The sequence below is a fragment of the Halomonas sp. SSL-5 genome (genome assembly GCF_030708455.1).
GTDB lineage: Bacteria > Pseudomonadota > Gammaproteobacteria > Pseudomonadales > Halomonadaceae > Halomonas.
Genome location: NZ_JAUYWF010000005.1, coordinates 219,323 through 239,553 on the forward strand (window position 1 = coordinate 219,323; position 20,231 = coordinate 239,553).

Consider the following 20,231-nt stretch of genomic DNA (forward strand, 5'->3'; position numbering starts at 1 on the left):
TGCTGCGCATTGTCGAGTCGCTACCGTTTCTACAGGAGTCCTCATGACCCGTATTGCCATCGTCGGCGTCGCCGGCCGCATGGGCCGCACCCTGGTCAACGCCGTACAGCAGGATGACGGCGCCACCCTGGCGGGGGGCATCGTCGAGCCGGGCAGTACGCTGGTCGGCGCCGATATCGGCGAGCTGGCAGGGGTCGGCCGGGTGGGCGTGAGCGCCGTGGATGCGCTGGATGCCATCGTCGATGACTTCGATGTGCTGATCGACTTCACCGCGCCCCGGGTCACCCTCGCCAACCTGGCGTTCTGCGCCGCCCACGGCAAGCGCATGGTGATCGGCACCACTGGCCTCTCCGACGAGGAGCTGGCCGAGCTCGACGCCTTCCGCGAGCAGCTGCCCTTCGTCTTCGCCCCCAATATGAGCGTGGGGGTGAACCTGACCCTCAAGCTGCTGGAGACCGCGGCCAGGGCGCTGGGCGACGAGGGCTACGACATCGAGGTGATCGAGGCCCACCACCGCCACAAGGTGGATGCCCCCTCTGGCACCGCGCTCAAGATGGGCGAGGTGGTGGCCGAGAGCCTCGGCCGCACCCTCAAGGAGCATGGTGTCTTCGAGCGGGTGGGGCAGTGCGGGCCGCGCAGCGACAAGGAGATCGGCTTCGCCACCGTGCGCGCCGGGGATATCGTCGGCGAGCACACCGTGATGTTCGCCACCGAGGGCGAGCGCATCGAGATCACCCACAAGGCGTCGAGCCGCATGACCTTCGCCAAGGGGGCGGTGCGCGCCGCACGCTGGGTGGCCGGCCAGGGCAACGGCCGCTACGCGATGCAGGATGTGTTGGGCCTCACAGGCTCGGGCTCTGAGCCTCGGGGGTAGCCGCTGGGCGGCGTTTCCTGTAATATCCCGAAAATTTTGGCCGGGCGCCTGGGCGAAAGCCCCTTCTCAGCGCTTGTTGCTTCGGCCCTTTGTTCTGAGCGAACCAGTTCCGAGCGAATGACAACAAGCGGGATGAAACCGGTCACCATCGGGTTTCGTCCCGCTTTTTTGCGGGCCGGCCACCGGTAAGCAGTATGCCTTGACGAGCTGTCTCGATAGCTCTCTCTAAAAACCTGGGAGGACGTTGCATTGAACAGACCCGCGATACTGGCCCTGGAAGACGGAAGCGTATTTCACGGCACGGCCATCGGTGCCGATGGACAGACCAGCGGTGAGGTGGTGTTCAATACGGCCATGACCGGCTATCAGGAGATCCTGACCGATCCCTCCTACACCCGACAGATCGTCACCCTCACCTATCCGCATATCGGCAACACCGGCGTCAACGCCGAGGACGTGGAGTCCGGCGCCATCGCCGCCGCCGGCCTGGTGATCCGCGACCTGCCGCTTACGGCCAGCAGCTTCCGCTGCGAGCAGACCCTCTCCGACTACCTCAAGAGCCAGAACGTGCTGGGCATCGCCGAGATCGATACCCGCCGCCTGACCCGCATCCTGCGCGACAAGGGTGCCCAGAACGGCGCGATCCTGGCCGGTTCGGATGCCGAGGGCGAGGACGCCGTGGAGCGCGCCCTGGCCGCTGCCCGGGCCTTCCCGGGCCTCAAGGGCATGGACCTGGCCAGGGTGGTCTCCTGCCAGAGCCCCTACGAGTGGAGCGAGGGCGAGTGGGCCCTGGGCGCAGGCTATGCCGACACTACCCAGCATGAGCGCCCCTTCCACGTGGTCGCCTACGACTTCGGCGTCAAGCGCAACATCCTGCGCATGCTCGCCTCCCGCGGCTGCCGCCTGACCGTGGTGCCGGCCCAGACCCCGGCTTCCGAGGTGCTGGCCATGGCCCCCGACGGCATCTTCCTGGCCAACGGCCCCGGCGACCCCGAGCCCTGCGACTACGCCATCCAGGCGATCCGCGAGATCCTCGAGACCGAGATCCCGCTGTTCGGCATCTGCCTGGGCCACCAGCTGCTGGCACTGGCCAGCGGGGCGAAGACGGTGAAGATGGGCCACGGCCACCACGGTGCCAACCACCCGGTGCAGGACCTCGATACCGGTAAAGTGATGATCACCAGCCAGAACCACGGCTTCGCCGCCGACGAGGCGAGCCTGCCGGCCAACCTGCGGGCCACCCATCGCTCGCTGTTCGACGGCACCCTGCAGGGGATCGAGCGCACCGACCGCCCGGCCTTCGGCTTCCAGGGTCACCCGGAAGCGAGCCCCGGGCCCCGGGACGTCGCGCCGCTGTTCGATCGTTTCGTCGAGATGATGCGCACCCGCCAGGCCTGAGCCCGGGGGAAATCGCCACCGTCACGTCGCCACTCGTCACCCTTTTCAGCGGGAAGCACCATGCCCAAGCGTACCGACATCCAGAGCATCCTGATCATTGGCGCCGGCCCCATCGTCATCGGCCAGGCGTGCGAATTCGACTACTCCGGCGCCCAGGCCTGCAAGGCGCTGCGTGAGGAGGGCTACCGGGTCATCCTGGTCAACTCCAACCCGGCCACCATCATGACCGACCCGGCCATGGCCGATGCCACCTACATCGAGCCGATCACCTGGCAGGCGGTGGAGAAGATCATCGAGGCCGAGCGCCCCGACGTCATCCTGCCCACCATGGGCGGCCAGACCGCGCTCAACTGCGCCCTGGAGCTGGACAAGCACGGCGTGCTGGCCAAGTACGGCGTGGAGATGATCGGCGCCAACGCCGATGCCATCAACAAGGCCGAGGACCGCGACCTCTTCGACCAGGCCATGAAGCGCATCGGCCTGGAGTGCCCCAAGGCCGAGGTGGCCCACAGCATGGAAGAGGCCTGGCGCATCCAGGGGGACCTGGGCTTCCCGGTGATCATCCGCCCCTCCTACACCATGGGCGGCTCCGGCGGCGGCGTGGCCTACAACAAGGAGGAGTTCGAGGAGATCTGCCAGCGCGGCTTCGAGCTCTCCAACAACCATGAGCTCTTGATCGACGAGTCGCTGCTGGGCTGGAAGGAGTACGAGATGGAGGTCGTTCGTGACAGGAACGACAACTGCATCATCGTCTGCGCCATCGAGAACTTCGACCCCATGGGCGTGCACACCGGCGACTCCATCACCGTGGCCCCGGCCCAGACGTTGACCGACAAGGAATACCAGATCATGCGCGACGCCTCGCTGGCGGTGCTGCGCGAGATCGGCGTCGAGACCGGCGGCTCCAACGTGCAGTTCGGCATGGATCCGAAGACCGGGCGCATGGTGGTGATCGAGATGAACCCGCGGGTGTCGCGCTCCTCGGCGCTGGCCTCCAAGGCCACCGGCTTCCCGATCGCCAAGATCGCTGCCAAGCTGGCGGTGGGCTACACCCTGGACGAGCTGCAGAATGACATCACCGGCGGGCGCACCCCGGCGTCGTTCGAGCCCTCCATCGACTATGTGGTCACCAAGATCCCGCGCTTCACCTTCGAGAAGTTCCCCCAGGCCAACGACCGCCTGACCACCCAGATGAAGTCGGTGGGCGAGGTGATGGCCATCGGGCGCACCTTCCAGGAGTCCCTGCAGAAGGCGCTGCGCGGCCTGGAGACCGGCAACGACGGCCTCGACCCCAAGGTCACCCGCTTCGACGCCGACGGCATGGCGCATATCAAGGGCGAGCTGCAGGCCGCCGGCGCCGAGCGTATCTTCTTCATCGCCGATGCCATGCGTGCCGGCATGGGTCGCGACGAGATCTTCGCGCTGACCAACATCGATCCGTGGTTCCTGGTCCAGCTCGAGGACCTGGTCGCCACCGAGGCCGAGGTGGCCCGGCGCTCGCTTTCCGAACTCGACAAGCGTGAGCTGTTCCGCCTCAAGCGCAAGGGCTTCAGCGATGCCCGCCTGGCCGCGCTGCTCGGCGTCTCGGAGAAGGAGTTCCGCAAGACCCGCCAGAAGGCCGGCATCCGCCCGGTCTACAAGCGCGTCGACACCTGTGCGGCGGAGTTCGCCTCGGATACCGCCTACATGTACTCCACCTACGAGGAAGAGTGCGAGGCCCAGGTCTCCGACCGCCAGAAGATCATGGTGCTGGGCGGCGGGCCCAACCGCATCGGCCAGGGCATCGAGTTCGATTACTGCTGCGTCCACGCCGCCTTCGCCATGCACGATGACGGCTATGAGACCATCATGGTCAACTGCAACCCGGAGACCGTCTCCACCGACTACGACACCAGCGACCGCCTCTATTTCGAGCCGGTGACCCTGGAGGACGTGCTGGAGATCGCCGACAAGGAGCAGCCGGTCGGCGTGATCGTGCAGTTCGGCGGCCAGACCCCGCTGAAGCTGGCCCGCGAGCTGGAGGCCGCCGGCGTGCCGATCATCGGCACCACCCCGGACGCCATCGACCGCGCCGAGGACCGCGAGCGCTTCCAGCAGATGATCGACAAGCTGGGCCTCAAGCAGCCGCCCAACGCCACCGCGCGCAGCTTCGAGGAGGCCTTCGCCAAGGCCGAGACCATCGGCTATCCGCTGGTGGTGCGCCCCAGCTACGTGCTGGGCGGGCGTGCCATGGAGATCGTCTACGACGCCTCCGAGCTCGAGAACTACATGACCCATGCGGTCAAGGTCTCCAACGACTCGCCGGTGCTGCTCGACCACTTCCTCAACGCCGCCATCGAGATCGACATCGACGCGGTCAGCGACGGCAAGGAAGTGGTGATCGGCGGCATCATGCAGCACATCGAGCAGGCCGGCGTGCACTCCGGTGACTCCGCCTGCTCGCTGCCGCCCTACTCGCTGCCCGCCGAGGTGCAGGACGCGATGCGTGAGCAGGTCCGGCAGATGGCGGTGGAGCTCGGCGTCAAGGGCCTGATGAACGTGCAGCTGGCCTGGCAGGACGGCGAGATCTACATCATCGAGGTCAACCCGCGTGCCTCGCGCACCGTGCCCTTCGTCTCCAAGTGCATCGGTACCTCCCTGGCCCAGATCGCCGCGCGCTGCATGGCCGGCACCAGCCTCGCGGAGCAGGGCTTCACCCGCGAGATCGTGCCGCACTTCTTCAGCGTCAAGGAGGCGGTCTTCCCGTTCAACAAGTTCCCGGGGGTCGACCCCATCCTGTCGCCGGAGATGAAGTCCACCGGTGAGGTGATGGGCTCGGGCGACACCTTCGCCGAGGCCTTCTACAAGGCGCAGCTGGGCGCCGGCGAGGCGATTCCGCCGCTGTCCGGGCCGCGCAAGGCGTTCCTCTCGGTGCGCGAGCCGGACAAGGCGGGTGTTATCGAGGTGGCCCGTTCTCTGGTAACATTGGGCTTTACGCTGTGCGCGACCCGCGGTACCGCCGCGGCCCTCGAGGCCGCCGGTATCGACGTCGAGGTCGTGAACAAGGTCTTCGAAGGCCGCCCGCATATCGTCGATCTGCTCAAGAACGACGAGATCGCCTACATCGTCAATACCACCGAGGGTCGCCAGGCGATCAACGACTCCTCGGTGATCCGTCGCACCGCGCTGGCTCGCAAGGTTCCCTACGCCACCACCCTGGCGGGGGCCAATGCCGTTTGTCTGGCGCTCGAGTACGGCAACGAGATCACGGTGCGGCGGCTACAGGAACTGCATGCAGGAGCTGCACAATGAACAAGGTCCCGATGACCGTCGCCGGAGAGTCGCGCCTGCGCAAGGAGCTCGAGCAGCTCAAGAGCGAGGCGCGTCCGAGGGTGATAGCCGCCATCGCCGAGGCCCGTGAGCACGGCGACCTCAAGGAGAACGCCGAGTACCATGCGGCCCGCGAGCAGCAGGGCTTCATCGAGGGGCGCATCCAGGAGATCGAGGGCAAGCTGGGTAGCGCCCAGGTAATCGACGTCACCCGACTGCCCCAGACCGGCAAGGTGATCTTCGGTGTCACCGTGGGGCTGCTCAACCTCGATACCGACGAGGAGGTGAGCTACCGCATCGTCGGCGAGGACGAGGCCGACATCAAGCAGGGCCTGATCTCCGTGACCTCGCCCATCGCTCGCGCCCTGATCGGCAAGGAGGAGGGCGACGTGGTGGTGGTCAAGACCCCCGGTGGCGACGTGGAATACGAGATCTCGAGCGTGGAGCACCTCTAAGCGCCAAGCGCCAAGCGCCTAGCCGCAAGCGCCAAGCCGCTCGATGACGGGCGGCGGGTGCAGAGGCAGACGCCAGGCAAGAAGAAACCCCGCAGACTCCGGTCGGCGGGGTTTCTCTTTGTCACTGTGCTCTATTATCGGCCGCTTGGCCGCTTGGCCGCTTGGCCGCTTGGCCGCTTGGCCGCTTGGCCGCTCAGTGCCGCCCGTGATGCCCCTCGTAACGCTGGACGTTGGAGAGCTTGGGGTTGGCCTGGGGATTGCGCCGATAGAGCAGCGCCATCTTGCCGATCTTCTGGATCAGTTCGGCGCCGCTTGCCGCGACAAGCTCGTCGAGCATGGCGCCGCGTTCGTCGCGTTCCGGCAGGGCGAACTTCACCTTGATCAGCTCGTGATCGTTGAGGGCCCGGTCGAGCTCCGCCAGCACTCCTTCGGAGATGCCGTTCTCGGAGATCATTACCACCGGGTTCAGGTGGTGACCGATGCTGCGAAATGCTTTCTTTTGTGCCTGTGACAAGCTCATGGTATCTTGCGTCTTCTCGGTTGCGCGCAGCCAGCCATGGTACGCGCAATTCGTCACGCCGAAAACGTCTTCGGCAAAAGTGCCGGGCTGACCGGCCATTCCTCGGCGCTACAGTACCGTATTCCGCCCCGCGCCAGTCACACCCCCGCAACGTTCCAGGTGATGCCGTGGCTCGTTCTCGCACCCCATCTCCCGCCTCCGGCAAGCACTCCGCCAGCAAGACCAGCAAGGGCTGGTTGAAGGAGCACTTCGACGACCAGTATGTGCAGCGTTCCTGGCAGGAGGGCTATCGCTCGCGGGCCAGCTACAAGCTGTTCGAGCTCGATGAGAAGGATCGGCTCCTCGCGCCGGGCATGACGGTGATCGACCTGGGGGCGGCACCCGGCGGCTGGAGCCAGGTGGCGGCCGAGAAGGTGGGCCCCGAGGGAGTGGTGATCGCCTCCGATATCCTCGAGATGGATGCCCTGGCCGGGGTCGACTTCATCCAGGGCGACTTCACCGAGGATGCCGTGCTCGAGGCGATCCTCGCCACCCTCGGCAGCCGCCCGGTGGACCTGGTGATGTCCGACATGGCCCCCAACATGAGTGGCATGGCCGCCATCGACCAGCCCCAGGCGATGTACCTGGTGGAGCTGGCGCTGGACCTGGCCGGCCAGACCCTGCGCCCCGGCGGCACCTTCCTGGCCAAGGTGTTCCAGGGCGAGGGCTTCGACGAATTCCTGAAGAGCCTGCGTGAGCGCTTCACCCGGGTGGTGACGCGCAAGCCGGGCGCCTCGCGGGCGCGCTCCCGTGAGGTCTACCTGCTGGCGCAGGGCTTTCGCGGGTAGGAGCCCGATTCATCGGGCGATGCGATGGGATCAAACGGTCTCGATAGCCCTGGTCTACCGGGGCGATTGCCGGACAGCCCAGAACAAAGTGTGTCACAGTGCCTGCTGCGGTGGACCGCCGGGCGAGCGGTGGCCGAACGCGGCCGGCTCCTGTAGTGTCCAAGGTGCCAGGCCCCTGCGGCCGACAGATTTCAGATATTGAGGGTAGTCCCTTGAACGATATGGCGAAGAACCTGATCCTGTGGTTGGTCATCGCGGCGGTGTTGCTGACGGTGTTCAACAACTTCAGTGTCGATAGTGCACCCCAGGCGATGAACTACTCACAGTTCGTCCAGCAGGTGCAGAACGAGCAGGTACGCAGCGTCACCATCGATGGCTATACCATCACCGGTGAGCGTACCGACGGCTCGCAGTTCCGGACCATCCGCCCGGCGGCGGAAGATCCCAAGCTGATGGACGACCTGCTCTCCAGCAATGTCACCGTGGTGGGCAAGGAGCCCGAGCAGCAGAGCCTGTGGATGCGGCTGCTGATCGCCAGTTTCCCGATCCTGCTGATCCTGGCCATCTTCATGTTCTTCATGCGCCAGATGCAGGGTGGTGGCGCTGGCAAGGGCGGGCCCATGAGCTTCGGCAAGTCCAAGGCCAAGCTGCTCTCCCAGGATCAGATCAAGACCACCTTCGCCGACGTCGCCGGCTGCGACGAGGCCAAGGAGGAGGTCGAGGAACTGGTCGACTTCCTGCGCGACCCCACCAAGTTCCAGCGCCTGGGTGGCACCATCCCCCGCGGGGTGCTGATGGTGGGCCCGCCGGGTACCGGCAAGACGCTGCTCGCCAAGTCCATCGCCGGCGAGGCCAAGGTACCGTTCTTCTCGATCTCCGGCTCCGACTTCGTCGAGATGTTCGTCGGCGTGGGCGCCTCCCGCGTGCGTGACATGTTCGAGCAGGCCAAGAAGCAGGCGCCTTGCATCATCTTCATCGACGAGATCGATGCCGTGGGTCGCTCCCGCGGGGTCGGCATGGGCGGCGGCAACGACGAGCGCGAGCAGACCCTCAACCAATTGCTGGTGGAGATGGATGGCTTCGAGGCCAACGAGGGCATCATCGTCATCGCCGCCACCAACCGTCCCGATGTGCTCGACCCCGCGCTGATGCGTCCGGGCCGCTTCGACCGCCAGGTGGTGGTGCCGCTGCCCGATATCCGCGGTCGCGAGCATATCCTCAACGTGCACCTGCGCAAGGTCCCGCTGGCCGACGACGTCAAGCCGTCGCTGATCGCCCGCGGCACACCGGGCTTCTCCGGCGCCGACCTGGCCAACCTGGTCAACGAGGGGGCGCTGTTCGCCGCGCGCCGCAACAAGCGCCTGGTGGGCATGGAAGAGCTGGAGATGGCCAAGGACAAGATCATGATGGGCGCCGAGCGTCGCTCCATGGTCATGACCGAGAAGGAGAAGCTCAACACCGCCTATCACGAGTCGGGCCACGCCATCATCGGCCTGGTGGTGCCGGAGCACGACCCGGTCTACAAGGTGACCATCATCCCGCGGGGCCGCGCCCTGGGCGTGACCATGTTCCTGCCCGAGCAGGACCGCTACAGCCTGTCGCGCCAGCAGATCATCAGTCAGATCTGCTCGCTGTTCGGCGGCCGCATCGCCGAGGAGATGACCCTGGGGCCCAACGGGGTGACCACGGGTGCCTCCAACGACATCAAGCGTGCCACCGAGCTGGCCCACAACATGGTCGCCAAGTGGGGTCTCTCCGAGGAGATGGGCCCGATCATGTACGACGAGGACGAGTCCCACCAGTTCATGGGCGGTCCCGGCCAGGGCGGCAAGCTCAAGTCCGGCGAGACCATCTCCAAGCTCGACAAGGAGGTGCGCAAGGTCATCGATGGCTGCTATGCCGAGGCCCAGCGCATCCTCGAGGAGAATCGCGACAAGCTCGACGCCATGGCCGACGCGCTGATGAAGTACGAGACCATCGATGCCGACCAGCTCAAGGACATCATGGCCGGGCGCACGCCGCGACCGCCCAAGGACTGGGAGGACGGCGACTCCTCCGGCCCCGGCGCCCCGGTGACCGAGACCCCCGAGGCCGAGGCCACCCCCGACGAGCCGGAACAGGTCGACGGCGACGAGGATGATGACGAAGAGCCGCGGCGGCGGCCCTCCGACCCGCTGGGCGGGCCCGCCGGCTCCTGAGCCCGCCGCGCCACTCTCAATCAGGCGCCCCCGCGGGGGCGCCTTTGCCTTTCTGGCCCATCCCCTTTCTCTACCCCCTTTCCCATACCAGCCGAGCGAAGATGAACCCTACAGCTTCCCTGATGTGCGGCCGACACCGGCTCGACCTCTCCTATCCCCGCGTCATGGGGATCCTCAATGTCACCCCCGACTCCTTCTCCGACGGCGGCCGCCATGTGGCCCTGGACGACGCCCTGCGCCATGCCGAGCGGATGCTGGCGGAAGGCGCGGCGCTGATCGATGTCGGCGGCGAGTCGACCCGCCCGGGGGCCGACTCGGTCTCGCCCCAGGAGGAGCTCGATCGCGTGGCGCCGGTGGTGGAGGCGCTGGTGCGCGAGCTCGACGCCCTGGTCTCGGTAGACACCAGCTGCCCCGAGGTGATGCGCGAGAGCGCCGCCCTGGGCGCGGGGTTGATCAACGATGTGCGCTCCCTGGAGCGCGAGGGTGCCCTGGCCGCGGCCATCGGCAGCGGGCTGCCGGTGTGTCTGATGCACCGCCAGGGCGAGCCCCAAGACATGCAGCAGGCGCCCCGCTATGATGTGCCCATCGAGGAGGCGGTGGCCGATTATCTCGCCGCCCGCGTCGCCGAGTGCGAGGCCGCCGGCCTGCGCCGCGAGCGCCTGCTGCTCGACCCGGGCTTCGGCTTCGGCAAGACGGTGGAGCACAACCTGCGTCTGCTCAATCGCATGGCGTGCCTCGACGAGCTCGAGCTGCCGCTGCTGGTGGGGATGTCGCGCAAGAGCATGATCGGCAAGGTGCTGGAGCGTCCGGTGGAGGAGCGCCTGCCCGGCGGCCTGGCGCTGACGTCGCTGGCGGTGGAGCGCGGCGCCCGCATCCTGCGCGTCCATGACGTGGCCCCCAGCGTGGATGCGGTGAACATGACCTGGGCCGTACTCAAGGAGGGTTGCTGATGGCTCGACGTTACTTCGGAACCGATGGCATTCGCGGCACGGTGGGCGAGCCGCCGATCACCGCCGATTTCATGCTCAAGCTGGGCTGGGCCACCGGTCGCGTGCTCGCCTCGCGCAATGCCAAGCGCCGCTGCCGGGTGCTGATCGGCAAGGACACCCGCATCTCCGGCTACATGTTCGAGTCGGCGCTGGAGTCCGGGCTCTCCGCCGCCGGCGTGGATGTGATGCTGCTGGGTCCGATGCCCACCCCCGCCATCGCCTACCTGACGCGCACCTTCCGCGCCGATGCGGGTATCGTCATCTCGGCCTCGCACAACCCCTTCCAGGATAACGGCATCAAGTTCTTCTCCGCCGCCGGTACCAAGCTGGCCGACGAGGTCGAGGCGCGCATCGAGGCCATGCTCGAGGAGCCGCTGACCACCGTGGCGCCGGACCGCCTGGGCAAGGCGATGCGGGTCGACGACGCCCCCGGCCGCTACATCGAGTTCTGCAAGTCCACCATTCCCGACCGGGTCAGCCTCGCCGGCCTCAAGGTGGTGCTGGACTGCGCCCACGGCGCCACCTACCACATCGCCCCCAGCGTGTTCCGCGAGCTGGGCGCCGAGGTCAGCCTGATCGGGGCCACCCCCGACGGCCTCAACATCAACCAGGAGGTGGGGTCGACTCACCCCGCCGCGCTGCGCGAGGCGGTTCTGGAGAAGGGCGCCGACCTCGGTGTGGCCTTCGACGGCGACGGCGATCGCGTGCTGCTGGTGGACAGCGACGGCCGCGAGATCGACGGCGACGACATCCTCTACCTGATTGCCCGGGACCGCCAGGTCCGCGGCGAGCTCGGCGGCGGCGTGGTCGGCACCCTGATGTCCAACTTCGGCCTCGCCGCGGCACTCGAGGCGATGGACGTGCCCTTCGAGCGCGCCAAGGTAGGCGACCGCTACGTGATGGAGCGGCTGGCCGCCAACGGCTGGCAGCTGGGCGGCGAGTCCTCCGGGCATATCGTCTGCGGCCATGTGCAGACCACCGGCGACGGCATCGTCTCGGCGCTGCAGGTACTGGCGATCATGGTCCGCGAGCAGCAGTCGCTGAGCCGCCTGCTGGCGGGGCTGGAGAAGGCGCCCCAGGCGCTGGTCAATGTGCGCCTCACCCCGGGCAGCGACGCCCGGGCGGTGATGGCGATGCCGGCGCTCCAGGAGACGGTGAGCGAGGTCGAGGCCGAGCTCGGCGAGGAGGGGCGGGTGCTGCTGCGACCCTCCGGTACCGAGCCGCTGATCCGGGTGATGGTCGAGGGGCGCCCGCACCTGGACGTGGATGGCCTGGCACGGCGTCTCGCCGCGCGGGTCGAGGCGCTGCTCGAGGCCTGAGCGCGCACGACCACCGGTTGTCTTGACAGGGCCTCTCCTATACCATTTCGCTCCACCTTGAAAGAGGACAGTCGATGCGCACGCCGCTGATCGCCGGCAACTGGAAGATGAACGGCTCCACCGAGCTGGTCGAGGCCTTCGGACGAGCCTTCTCCAGTGTCGCGCTGCCGAGTTCGCTGGAAGCGGCGATCTTTCCGCCCTATCCCTATCTGGAGGCGGCGCGGCGTGCCTTCGCCGAGACGCCGCTGCGGCTCGGCGCCCAGACGCTCAATCCGCTCCACTCCGGCGCCCATACCGGCGAGGTGAGCGGGCGTATGCTGCGCGAGTTCGATGTCCAGTATGCGCTGGTGGGCCACTCCGAGCGTCGCCAGCTCTACCGCGAGAGTGACGAGCAGGTGCACGACCGCCTGCTGGCCGCCCTCGGCGTCGAGATCACGCCGGTGCTGTGTGTCGGCGAGACCCTCGAGGAACGCGATGCCGGCCATACCATGCAAGTGGTGCTGCGCCAGGTCGGCTACGTGATGGCGCGGCTGGAGCCGGAACAGCGCGAGCGCGTGATCATCGCCTATGAGCCGGTATGGGCCATCGGTACCGGCCGTACCGCGACGCCGGAGCAGGCCCAGGAGGTCATGGCCGGCATTCGCGACTACCAGGCCGGCTTCGATCGCGACCTGGCGGCGAAACTGAGGCTGCTCTACGGCGGCAGCATGAATGCGGGCAATGCGGCCGAGCTGCTTGCCCAGCCCGATATCGACGGCGGCCTGGTGGGCGGTGCCTCGCTCAAGGTCGACGATTTCCTAGCCATCTGTCAGTCAGCAGGTTGATTCCATGCAAGTTGCCATTCTCATGATCCACGTGGCGATCGCCATCGCCCTGGTCGTCCTGATCCTGCTGCAGCAGGGCAAGGGCGCCGAGGCCGGTGCCGCCTTCGGTGGCGGTGCCTCCCAGACCGTGTTCGGCTCCCGCGGCAGCGGCGGCTTCCTGGCGAAGTTCACCGCCTTGCTGGCGGCGGCCTTCTTCGCCACCTCCCTGACCCTGGCCTGGTTCGCCACCCAGGCCGGCGACGCCCCCGAGGCGGGAATTCCCGACTCGCGGCTGATCGAGCAGCAGAACAGCGTGCCGACCCTTGACGACGAGGGCTCGAGCATGGATAATGCTGCGCCAGTGCTGGAGGGTAGCGACGAGTAGTTCGCTGCGCAGTTTCCAGCCTCCCCTGATGCCGAAGTGGTGGAATTGGTAGACACGCTATCTTGAGGGGGTAGTGACCTTACGGTCGTGCGGGTTCAAGTCCCGCCTTCGGCACCATCTGATTCATCGCGGCGCTCATGGCAAGTTTGGCGAGTGTCGACGATCCTTCAGAAGCAGGATTGGCAACGCGGTGTACGCCTCTTGACGGATTCGTCAGTCGCGTGTAACATCACCGACCTAGATTGATGCGGGGTGGAGCAGTCTGGTAGCTCGTCGGGCTCATAACCCGAAGGTCATCGGTTCAAATCCGGTCCCCGCTACCATCTTCCGGCAGGTGCCTGTCGAACAGTGACTCGGTCATGTTCGTATGAAGGGGTAGCCAGATAGCCGGAGTGGTCTACAGGTTTCTTGTGAAAGCCCCTTCCTGTGAAGGGGCTTTTTGTTAGCAGCTTGCCCAGGGCGCCAGGCGCCAGGGCACTGTTCCGGGCAATGCCAATCAGCCACCTGACTTCCCAGTTCACTCCCGGCCAGGTGCCTGATGCAACGGCTGTAGGAGTCTATTCCGTGGCTACCAAGGATGCAGCGCTACACGCATTGATCGACCCCGTGGTCACCGCCATGGGCTTCGAGCTGTGGGGCATCGACCTTCTCTCCCAGGGTAAGCACTCGCGCCTGGTGATCTACATCGATCACGATGACGGCATCAACGTCGACGACTGTGCGGACATCAGCCGCCAGGTCAGTGCCCTGCTCGATGTGGAGGATCCGATCCACGGCGAGTACCGCCTCGAAGTCTCCTCTCCAGGGATGGATCGCCCGCTGTTCACCCTCGATCAGTTCTCGCGCTATCGCGGTCACGAGGTGGCCCTGAAGCTGCGCGCGCCCTTCGAGGGACGCCGCAAGTTCCAGGGCCTGCTGGCCGGGGTGGAGGGCGACGAGGTGCTGCTGCAGGTCGATGGGGAGGAGTACTGCTTCCCCGTCGATGGCATCGATCAGGCCCGCGTGGTGCCCCGTTTCGAGGACTAGCCCGCGGTTCAAGGATTCGGCCTCCCCCGGGGAGGCATGTTGAGCAACAGCTCGAGAACAGGTTTTCTGGCGAGGCAAAGGCATGAGTAAAGAGATTCTGGCGGTCGTCGATGCGATCTCCAACGAGAAGGGAGTTCCCCGCGAGGTGATCTTCGAGGCCGTCGAGGCGGCCCTGGCCAGCGCGTCGCGCAAGCGCTTCGAGGACGAGGAAGCCAGCGTGCGGGTGCATATCGATCGCAGCACCGGCGACTACGAGACCTTCCGCCGCTGGGAAGTGATCGAGGACGATGACTTCGACGGCCCCGACCACCAGATCAAGCTCACCTTCGCCGAGCGTCGTGACCCGCCCCTGGGCCTGGGCGACGTGGTCGAGGAGAAGATCGAGAACGCCGACTTCGGCCGCATCGCCGCCCAGACCGCCAAGCAGGTGATCGTGCAGAAGGTCCGCGAGGCCGAGCGGGCCGAGGTGGTCCGCCTCTACGCCGACCGCGAGGGCGAGCTGGTCTCGGGCATCGTCAAGAAGACCACACGCGACGGCCTGATCATCGACCTGGGCGACAACGCCGAGGCGTTCCTGCCGCGCAGCGAGATGATCCCCGGTGAGCGCTATCGCATGAACGAGCGGGTGCGCGCCCTGCTGACCAAGGTCGACCCGGAGGCGCGCGGTGCGCAGCTGATCCTGTCGCGCACCTGTCCCGAGCTGATCATCGAACTGTTCAGCATCGAGGTCCCGGAGATCGCCGAGCAGCTCATCGAGATCAAGGGCGCCGCCCGCGATCCGGGCTCGCGGGCCAAGATCGCCGTGAAGACCAACGATCGCCGCATCGACCCGGTGGGCGCCTGTGTCGGCATGCGCGGCTCGCGGGTCCAGGCGGTCTCCTCGGAGCTGCAGAACGAGCGCGTGGATATCGTGCTGTGGGACGACAACCCGGCCCAGCTGGTGATCAACGCCATGGCGCCGGCGGACGTCGCCTCCATCCTGGTCGACGAGGATGCCCACGCCATGGACGTGGCCGTCGCCGAGGACAACCTGGCCCAGGCCATCGGCCGCAGCGGCCAGAACGTGCGCCTGGCCTCCGAGCTCACCGGCTGGCGGATCAACGTCATGACCGAGGCCGAGGCGGAGGACAAGCGCGACCAGGAGATCGACAGCCTGGTAGAGCACTTCGTGCAGCATCTCGACATCGACGACGACGTAGCGCGCCTGCTGGTGGAGGAGGGCTTCACCACCCTGGAGGAGATCGCCTACGTGCCGGTCGAGGAGATGCTCGAGATCGAGGAGTTCGACGAGGAGACCATCGAGGAGCTGCGCGCTCGCGCCAAGGATGAGCTGCTCAACCTCGCCATCGCCTCCGAGGAGGAGCTGGACGGTGCCCAGCCGGCCGACGACCTGCTGGAGATGGAAGGCATGGAGCGCCACCTGGCCTTCATCCTGGCCAGCCGCGGGATCGTCAGCATGGAGGATCTGGCCGAGCAGTCCGTCGATGACTTGCTGGATATCGAGGGCATTGACGAGGAGCGTGCCGCGTCACTGATCATGACTGCCCGTGCGCCCTGGTTTGAGAACGAGTAGTTCGCATACGAACCGCTCGAAGGCGAATAGCGTGCAGACAAGGGTCCGATGCCCCGCGCTCGGACCGGCAGTATTCGAAGCGAACAGAATTGGGGTCACGGGCTCAGGAGGGTCTACATGTCAGACATGACCGTTAAGGATTTTGCAGTCAAGGTGGGACGCGACGTTCCCCGCCTGCTGGAACAGATGAAAGAAGCCGGGCTCAAGCACCAGTCCGAGGGCGATGCCGTGTCCGAGGAGGACAAGCGTCAGCTGCTCGACTATCTGACCAAGAGCCATGGCGGCGACGCCGAGAAGGCCGCGCCGAAGAACCGCATCACCCTGACGCGCAAGACGCGCAGTCGCATCAACACCGGTGAGCGTGGCAAGACCATCGAGGTGCAGGTGCGCAAGAAGCGCACCTACGTCAAGCGCGCCGAGGAAGAGAGCAAGCCGGAGCCGGTGCAGGACACCGGGCCGCGTCAGCTGGTCGGCGACATGGCCGATTCCCAGCAGGCCCAGGCCGCCAAGGAGGCACGCGAGGCCGAGGAGGCCAAGGCACAAGCCGCGGAGCAGGCAGCCCAGGAGGCCGCCGCCAAGCTCGAGGCTCAGAAGGCTGCCGAGGTGCCCGACATTCCGGTGCCCGAGCTCGAGACCCCGGCACCCTCCGACGAGCCGCCGGCCCCCCCCAAGGAGGGTCGTTCGGATCGGCGTACCGCGCCGCCCAAGAAGGCCGCGGCCAAGAAGGGTCGCCATGAGCGTGACGACGACGATCGCGAGGAGCGGCGTCGTGGCGGCGGCAAGAAGGTCAAGCGCGCCGAGCGCCGTGGCGGTCGCCGCGGTGGCAGCACCCAGGGCGGCGGCAAGCACGGCTTCCAGAAGCCGACCCAGCCGATCGTCCGCGAGGTCTCGATCCCCGAGTCGATCAGCGTGGCCGACCTGGCCGACAAGATGTCGATCAAGGCCAACGAAGTCATCAAGACCATGTTCACCATGGGCGCCGCGGTGACCATCAACCAGACCATCGATCAGGACACCGCGGCCATCGTGGTCGAGGAGATGGGCCACAAGCCCAAGCTGGTCAAGGACGATGCGCTGGAAGAGGAGGTGCTGGAGAGCATCTCCTACGAGGGTGAGGAGCTTACCCGTGACCCGGTGGTCACCGTCATGGGTCACGTCGACCACGGCAAGACCTCGCTGCTCGACCATATTCGCCAGGCCAAGGTGGCCACCGGCGAGGCCGGCGGCATCACCCAGCACATCGGCGCCTATCATGTCGCCGCCGAGAAGGTGAACGGTTCCCACGGTGTGACCTTCCTGGACACCCCCGGGCACGCGGCCTTCACCGCCATGCGTGCCCGTGGTGCCAAGGCCACCGACGTGGTCATCCTGGTGGTGGCCGCCGACGACGGCGTGATGCCCCAGACCATCGAGGCCGTGGAGCACTCCAAGGCCGCCGGCGTGCCCATGGTGGTCGCCGTCAACAAGATCGACAAGCAGTCCGCCGACCCGGATCGCGTCAAGAATGAGCTCTCGCAGCACGGCGTCATCTCCGAGGAGTGGGGTGGCGACACCCAGTTCGTGCACGTCTCCGCCAAGACCGGCGAGGGCATCGACGCGCTGCTGGAGGCGGTGCTGCTGGTCTCCGAGGTGCTCGAGCTCAAGGCCGTGCCCGAGGCGCCCGGCAAGGGCGTGGTGGTCGAGTCGCGCCTGGACAAGGGCCGCGGCCCAGTGGCCACGGTGCTGGTCCAGAACGGCACCCTGAAGAAGGGCGATATCGTGCTCGCCGGCCTGCACTACGGCCGCGTGCGCGCCCTGACCAACGAGCTCGGCAAGCAGGTCGACGAGGTCGGGCCGGCGATGCCGGTGGAGATCCAGGGTCTCGACGGTACCCCCGAGGCGGGTGACGACTTCATGGTGCTGGCCGACGAGAAGAAGGCCCGCGAGGTCGCCAACTTCCGTCAGGGCAAGTACCGCGAGGTGCGCCTGGCGCGCCAGCAGAAGGCCAAGCTGGAGAACATGTTCAGCCAGATGGGCCAGGACGTCGCCGCCAAGCTCACCATCGTGCTCAAGGCCGATGTCCAGGGCTCGCTGGAGGCGATCAAGGGCGCACTGGAAGAGCTCTCCACCGACGAAGTGGAAGTGGCCGTGGTCTCCTCCGGGGTGGGTGGCATCACCGGCACCGACGCCAACCTGGCGCTGGCCTCCGAGGCCATCGTGATCGGCTTCAACGTGCGTGCCGACGCCGCCGCCCGCGAGATCATCGAGCGCGAAGGCCTCGACCTGCGCTACTACAGCGTCATCTACCAGCTGATCGATGAGGTCAAGCAGGCGATGACCGGCATGCTGGCGCCGGAGTGGAAGGAAGAGATCGTCGGCGTGGCCGAGGTCCGCGACGTCTTCCGTGCACCCAAGATCGGCGCCATCGCCGGCTGTATGGTCATCGAGGGCAGCGTGCACCGCAACAAGAAGATCCGTGTGCTGCGCGACGACGTGGTGATCTACGAGGGCGAGCTCGAGTCGCTGCGCCGCTTCAAGGACGATGTCCAGGAAGTGCGCAACGGCATGGAGTGCGGCATCGGCGTGAAGAACTACAACGATGTCCAGGTCGGCGACAAGATCGAGGTCTTCGATCAGGTCAAGGTCGAGCGGACCCTCTAAGGGCTCGAGGAGTCGTACATGCGCGAGTTCAAGCGTACCGACCGGGTGGCCGACCAGCTCCAGAAGGAGCTGGCGGTCCTCATCCAGCGCGAGGTCAAGGACCCGCGCCTGGGCATGGTCACCGTCAGCGGCGTCGAGGTCAGCCGTGACCTCGGCTATGCCGATGTCCATGTGACCCTGCTGGGTGAGGATACCCCGGAGCGGATCAAGGAGAACCTCAAGGTTCTCAAGCAGGCCGCCGGCTTCCTGCGCGGGCAGGTCGCCCGGCGCATCAAGCTGCGCCACGTGCCGGAGCTGCGCTTTCACTACGACGAGAGCGTGGTCCGCGGCCAGCGCCTCTCCTCGCTGATCGAGGAGGCGGTGGAGAGCGACCGCGCCCGCACCTCCGATACAGGCGGCGACGAGAGCGACGATACGGGCGGCGACGAGGGCGAGAGCCGCTGATGGCGCGTCGTCGTCGCGGCCTGCCGGTGAACGGGGTGCTGCTGCTGGACAAGCCCGCGGGCATGTCCAGCAACCATGCGCTGCAGCGGGCCCGGCGCCTGTTCCAGGCCCAGAAGGCGGGGCACACCGGCACCCTCGATCCCATGGCCACCGGGCTGCTGCCGGTGTGCTTCGGCGAGGCGACCAAGTTCTCCGCCCACCTGCTGGCGTCCAACAAGGTCTACCGCACCCGGGTGGAACTGGGCGTGGTGACCGATACCGGCGATGCCGAGGGTGAGGTGGTCGAGCGGCTGGCGGTGCCGGCGCTGACCGCCGCCGAGGTGGAGGCGGTGCTCGCGGACTTCCATGGCGAGATCGAGCAGGTGCCGCCGATGTACTCGGCGCTCAAGCATCAGGGCCGCAAGCTCTACGAGCTGGCCCGCGAGGGCAAGTCGGTCGAGCGTGCAGCGCGCCGCGTGACGGTGTATGATGCGCGGCTCGTTGCCTTCGAGGGCAGCGCCTTCGAGCTGGAAGTGACGGTCAGCAAGGGCACCTATGTGCGTACCCTGGCCGAGGATATCGGTCGCGCCCTGGGCAGCGGCGCGCATATCAGTGCGCTGCGTCGCCTGGCCACGGGTCCCTTCGGCGCCGAGGGCATGCTGACTCTCGAGGCGCTGACGGCACTGCCCGACCAGGACGCCCGGGAAGCGACGCTGCTGCCGGTGGACATCCTGGCCGCGCACCTGCCGCGACTCGAGGTCGACGCCGAGGCGGCCCAGCGGCTGGTCCACGGTCAGTCGGCCCGGGCGGACGCCGGCGGCATCGCCGTCGGCGAGACGGCAAGACTCTACTGCGACGAGGCCTTCCTGGGCCTCGGCGCGGTAACGGCGCCACAGGAGGTGGCGCCGAAACGGCTGCTGAGCAGCGCAGCCGACTAGGGAGCAACGCCGAGACTGCAAATATGCGTGGTCTCACTCATTCATCATTCAGGCATATTGCTTACTGGAGAGACAGATGGCACTCACAGCCGAACAGAAGGCCACAATCGTCAACGAATTCGGTCGTGGCGACAACGATACCGGTTCCCCCGAAGTGCAGGTTGCCCTGCTGAGCGCCAACATCGATGGCCTGCAGGACCACTTCAAGACCAACAAGCAGGATCACCACTCCCGTCGTGGCCTGATCCGCATGGTCAACCAGCGCCGCAAGCTGCTGGACTACCTGAAGCGCAAGGACTTCGAGCGCTATCAGGCTCTGATCCAGCGCCTGGGCCTGCGCCGCTAAGCGACGTACCCCACGCGGCAGAGAAACGGGCAGCCTTCGGGCTGCCCGTTTTGCTTTTTGGTGCCTAGCCAGGGGCGCCGGGGACAGGTCGTAGGGGAGGTCCGAGGACCAGGGATGGCTGAGGTAGCGTACATGGACGTATTCACAGCGCCTCCCCGAAGGCCTGTCGCCGGATCAGCCCCGGTGATGTCTGGGCGGAAATGTCGCT

Annotated in this window: 17 protein-coding genes and 2 tRNA genes; 18 read left to right on the forward strand and 1 reads right to left on the reverse strand. The window is 66.8% G+C overall.

Annotated features, from left to right (window positions below; translation table 11 throughout):
• Positions 1 to 43 precede the first annotated feature (43 nt).
• The 4 genes from dapB to greA all read left to right on the forward strand — a co-directional run bounded on the left by dapB (position 44) and on the right by greA (position 6,036).
• Positions 44 to 874 carry a 4-hydroxy-tetrahydrodipicolinate reductase gene (gene dapB / locus RAN53_RS07940; RefSeq protein ID WP_305796278.1) on the forward strand — a complete coding sequence of 277 codons (831 nt, stop codon included), beginning with the start codon at positions 44 to 46 and terminating at the stop codon, positions 872 to 874.
• 249 nt (positions 875 to 1,123) lie between these two features.
• Entirely contained in the window at positions 1,124 to 2,272 is a 1,149-nt protein-coding gene (carA, locus tag RAN53_RS07945) for a glutamine-hydrolyzing carbamoyl-phosphate synthase small subunit (protein WP_305796279.1), read from the forward strand.
• 60 nt (positions 2,273 to 2,332) lie between these two features.
• Complete coding sequence (gene carB, locus RAN53_RS07950) at positions 2,333 to 5,563, forward strand: carbamoyl-phosphate synthase large subunit (protein ID WP_305796280.1); 3,231 nt, start codon at positions 2,333 to 2,335, stop codon at positions 5,561 to 5,563.
• A complete protein-coding gene (greA, locus tag RAN53_RS07955; protein ID WP_305796281.1) occupies positions 5,560 to 6,036 on the forward strand; it encodes a transcription elongation factor GreA in 477 nt (158 codons plus the stop codon). Before carB ends, greA begins: the two co-directional genes overlap by 4 nt.
• A 193-nt stretch (positions 6,037 to 6,229) precedes the next feature.
• Here greA and RAN53_RS07960 read toward each other — a convergent pair whose 3' ends face one another.
• On the reverse strand, positions 6,230 to 6,556 hold the full coding sequence (locus RAN53_RS07960) for a YhbY family RNA-binding protein (protein ID WP_305796282.1): 327 nt from the start codon (positions 6,554 to 6,556) through the stop codon (positions 6,230 to 6,232).
• Positions 6,557 to 6,723: 167 nt separating this feature from the next.
• Between RAN53_RS07960 and rlmE the strand changes: the two genes are divergently transcribed.
• The 14 genes from rlmE to rpsO all read left to right on the forward strand — a co-directional run bounded on the left by rlmE (position 6,724) and on the right by rpsO (position 20,023).
• Positions 6,724 to 7,383, forward strand: coding sequence for a 23S rRNA (uridine(2552)-2'-O)-methyltransferase RlmE (gene rlmE / locus RAN53_RS07965; protein WP_305796283.1), 660 nt, complete (start codon positions 6,724 to 6,726; stop codon positions 7,381 to 7,383).
• 212 nt (positions 7,384 to 7,595) lie between these two features.
• Positions 7,596 to 9,581: an ATP-dependent zinc metalloprotease FtsH gene (gene ftsH, locus RAN53_RS07970; RefSeq protein ID WP_305796284.1), complete on the forward strand. Its 1,986-nt coding sequence runs from the start codon at positions 7,596 to 7,598 to the stop codon at positions 9,579 to 9,581.
• 101 nt (positions 9,582 to 9,682) lie between these two features.
• Positions 9,683 to 10,531 carry a dihydropteroate synthase gene (folP, locus tag RAN53_RS07975; protein ID WP_414842966.1) on the forward strand — a complete coding sequence of 283 codons (849 nt, stop codon included), beginning with the start codon at positions 9,683 to 9,685 and terminating at the stop codon, positions 10,529 to 10,531.
• Entirely contained in the window at positions 10,531 to 11,889 is a 1,359-nt protein-coding gene (gene glmM / locus RAN53_RS07980; RefSeq protein WP_305796285.1) for a phosphoglucosamine mutase, read from the forward strand. Before folP ends, glmM begins: the two co-directional genes overlap by 1 nt.
• 74 nt (positions 11,890 to 11,963) lie before the next feature.
• The gene (tpiA, locus tag RAN53_RS07985) at positions 11,964 to 12,713 is read left to right on the forward strand and encodes a triose-phosphate isomerase (protein ID WP_305796286.1); all 750 of its coding nucleotides are present in this window, start codon (positions 11,964 to 11,966) and stop codon (positions 12,711 to 12,713) included.
• Between the two features lie 4 nt (positions 12,714 to 12,717).
• Positions 12,718 to 13,077 (forward strand): preprotein translocase subunit SecG, encoded by a 360-nt coding sequence (secG, locus tag RAN53_RS07990; protein ID WP_305796287.1) that lies wholly within the window; start codon positions 12,718 to 12,720, stop codon positions 13,075 to 13,077.
• Between the two features lie 30 nt (positions 13,078 to 13,107).
• Positions 13,108 to 13,194 (forward strand) — tRNA-Leu (locus tag RAN53_RS07995).
• A 129-nt stretch (positions 13,195 to 13,323) separates the two neighbouring features.
• Positions 13,324 to 13,400 (forward strand) — tRNA-Met (locus RAN53_RS08000).
• A gap of 241 nt (positions 13,401 to 13,641) precedes the next feature.
• Positions 13,642 to 14,103 carry a ribosome maturation factor RimP gene (rimP, locus tag RAN53_RS08005; protein WP_305796288.1) on the forward strand — a complete coding sequence of 154 codons (462 nt, stop codon included), beginning with the start codon at positions 13,642 to 13,644 and terminating at the stop codon, positions 14,101 to 14,103.
• Between the two features lie 82 nt (positions 14,104 to 14,185).
• On the forward strand, positions 14,186 to 15,676 hold the full coding sequence (gene nusA / locus RAN53_RS08010; RefSeq protein WP_305796289.1) for a transcription termination factor NusA: 1,491 nt from the start codon (positions 14,186 to 14,188) through the stop codon (positions 15,674 to 15,676).
• Between the two features lie 117 nt (positions 15,677 to 15,793).
• Positions 15,794 to 18,316: a translation initiation factor IF-2 gene (gene infB, locus RAN53_RS08015; protein WP_305796290.1), complete on the forward strand. Its 2,523-nt coding sequence runs from the start codon at positions 15,794 to 15,796 to the stop codon at positions 18,314 to 18,316.
• A gap of 18 nt (positions 18,317 to 18,334) precedes the next feature.
• Complete coding sequence (gene rbfA / locus RAN53_RS08020) at positions 18,335 to 18,760, forward strand: 30S ribosome-binding factor RbfA (RefSeq protein ID WP_305796291.1); 426 nt, start codon at positions 18,335 to 18,337, stop codon at positions 18,758 to 18,760.
• Positions 18,760 to 19,677, forward strand: coding sequence for a tRNA pseudouridine(55) synthase TruB (truB, locus tag RAN53_RS08025; RefSeq protein ID WP_305796292.1), 918 nt, complete (start codon positions 18,760 to 18,762; stop codon positions 19,675 to 19,677). The genes rbfA and truB overlap by 1 nt, the downstream gene beginning before the upstream one ends.
• Positions 19,678 to 19,753: 76 nt before the next feature.
• A complete protein-coding gene (gene rpsO / locus RAN53_RS08030) occupies positions 19,754 to 20,023 on the forward strand; it encodes a 30S ribosomal protein S15 (protein ID WP_290905755.1) in 270 nt (89 codons plus the stop codon).
• The last annotated feature ends 208 nt before the right edge of the window (positions 20,024 to 20,231 follow it).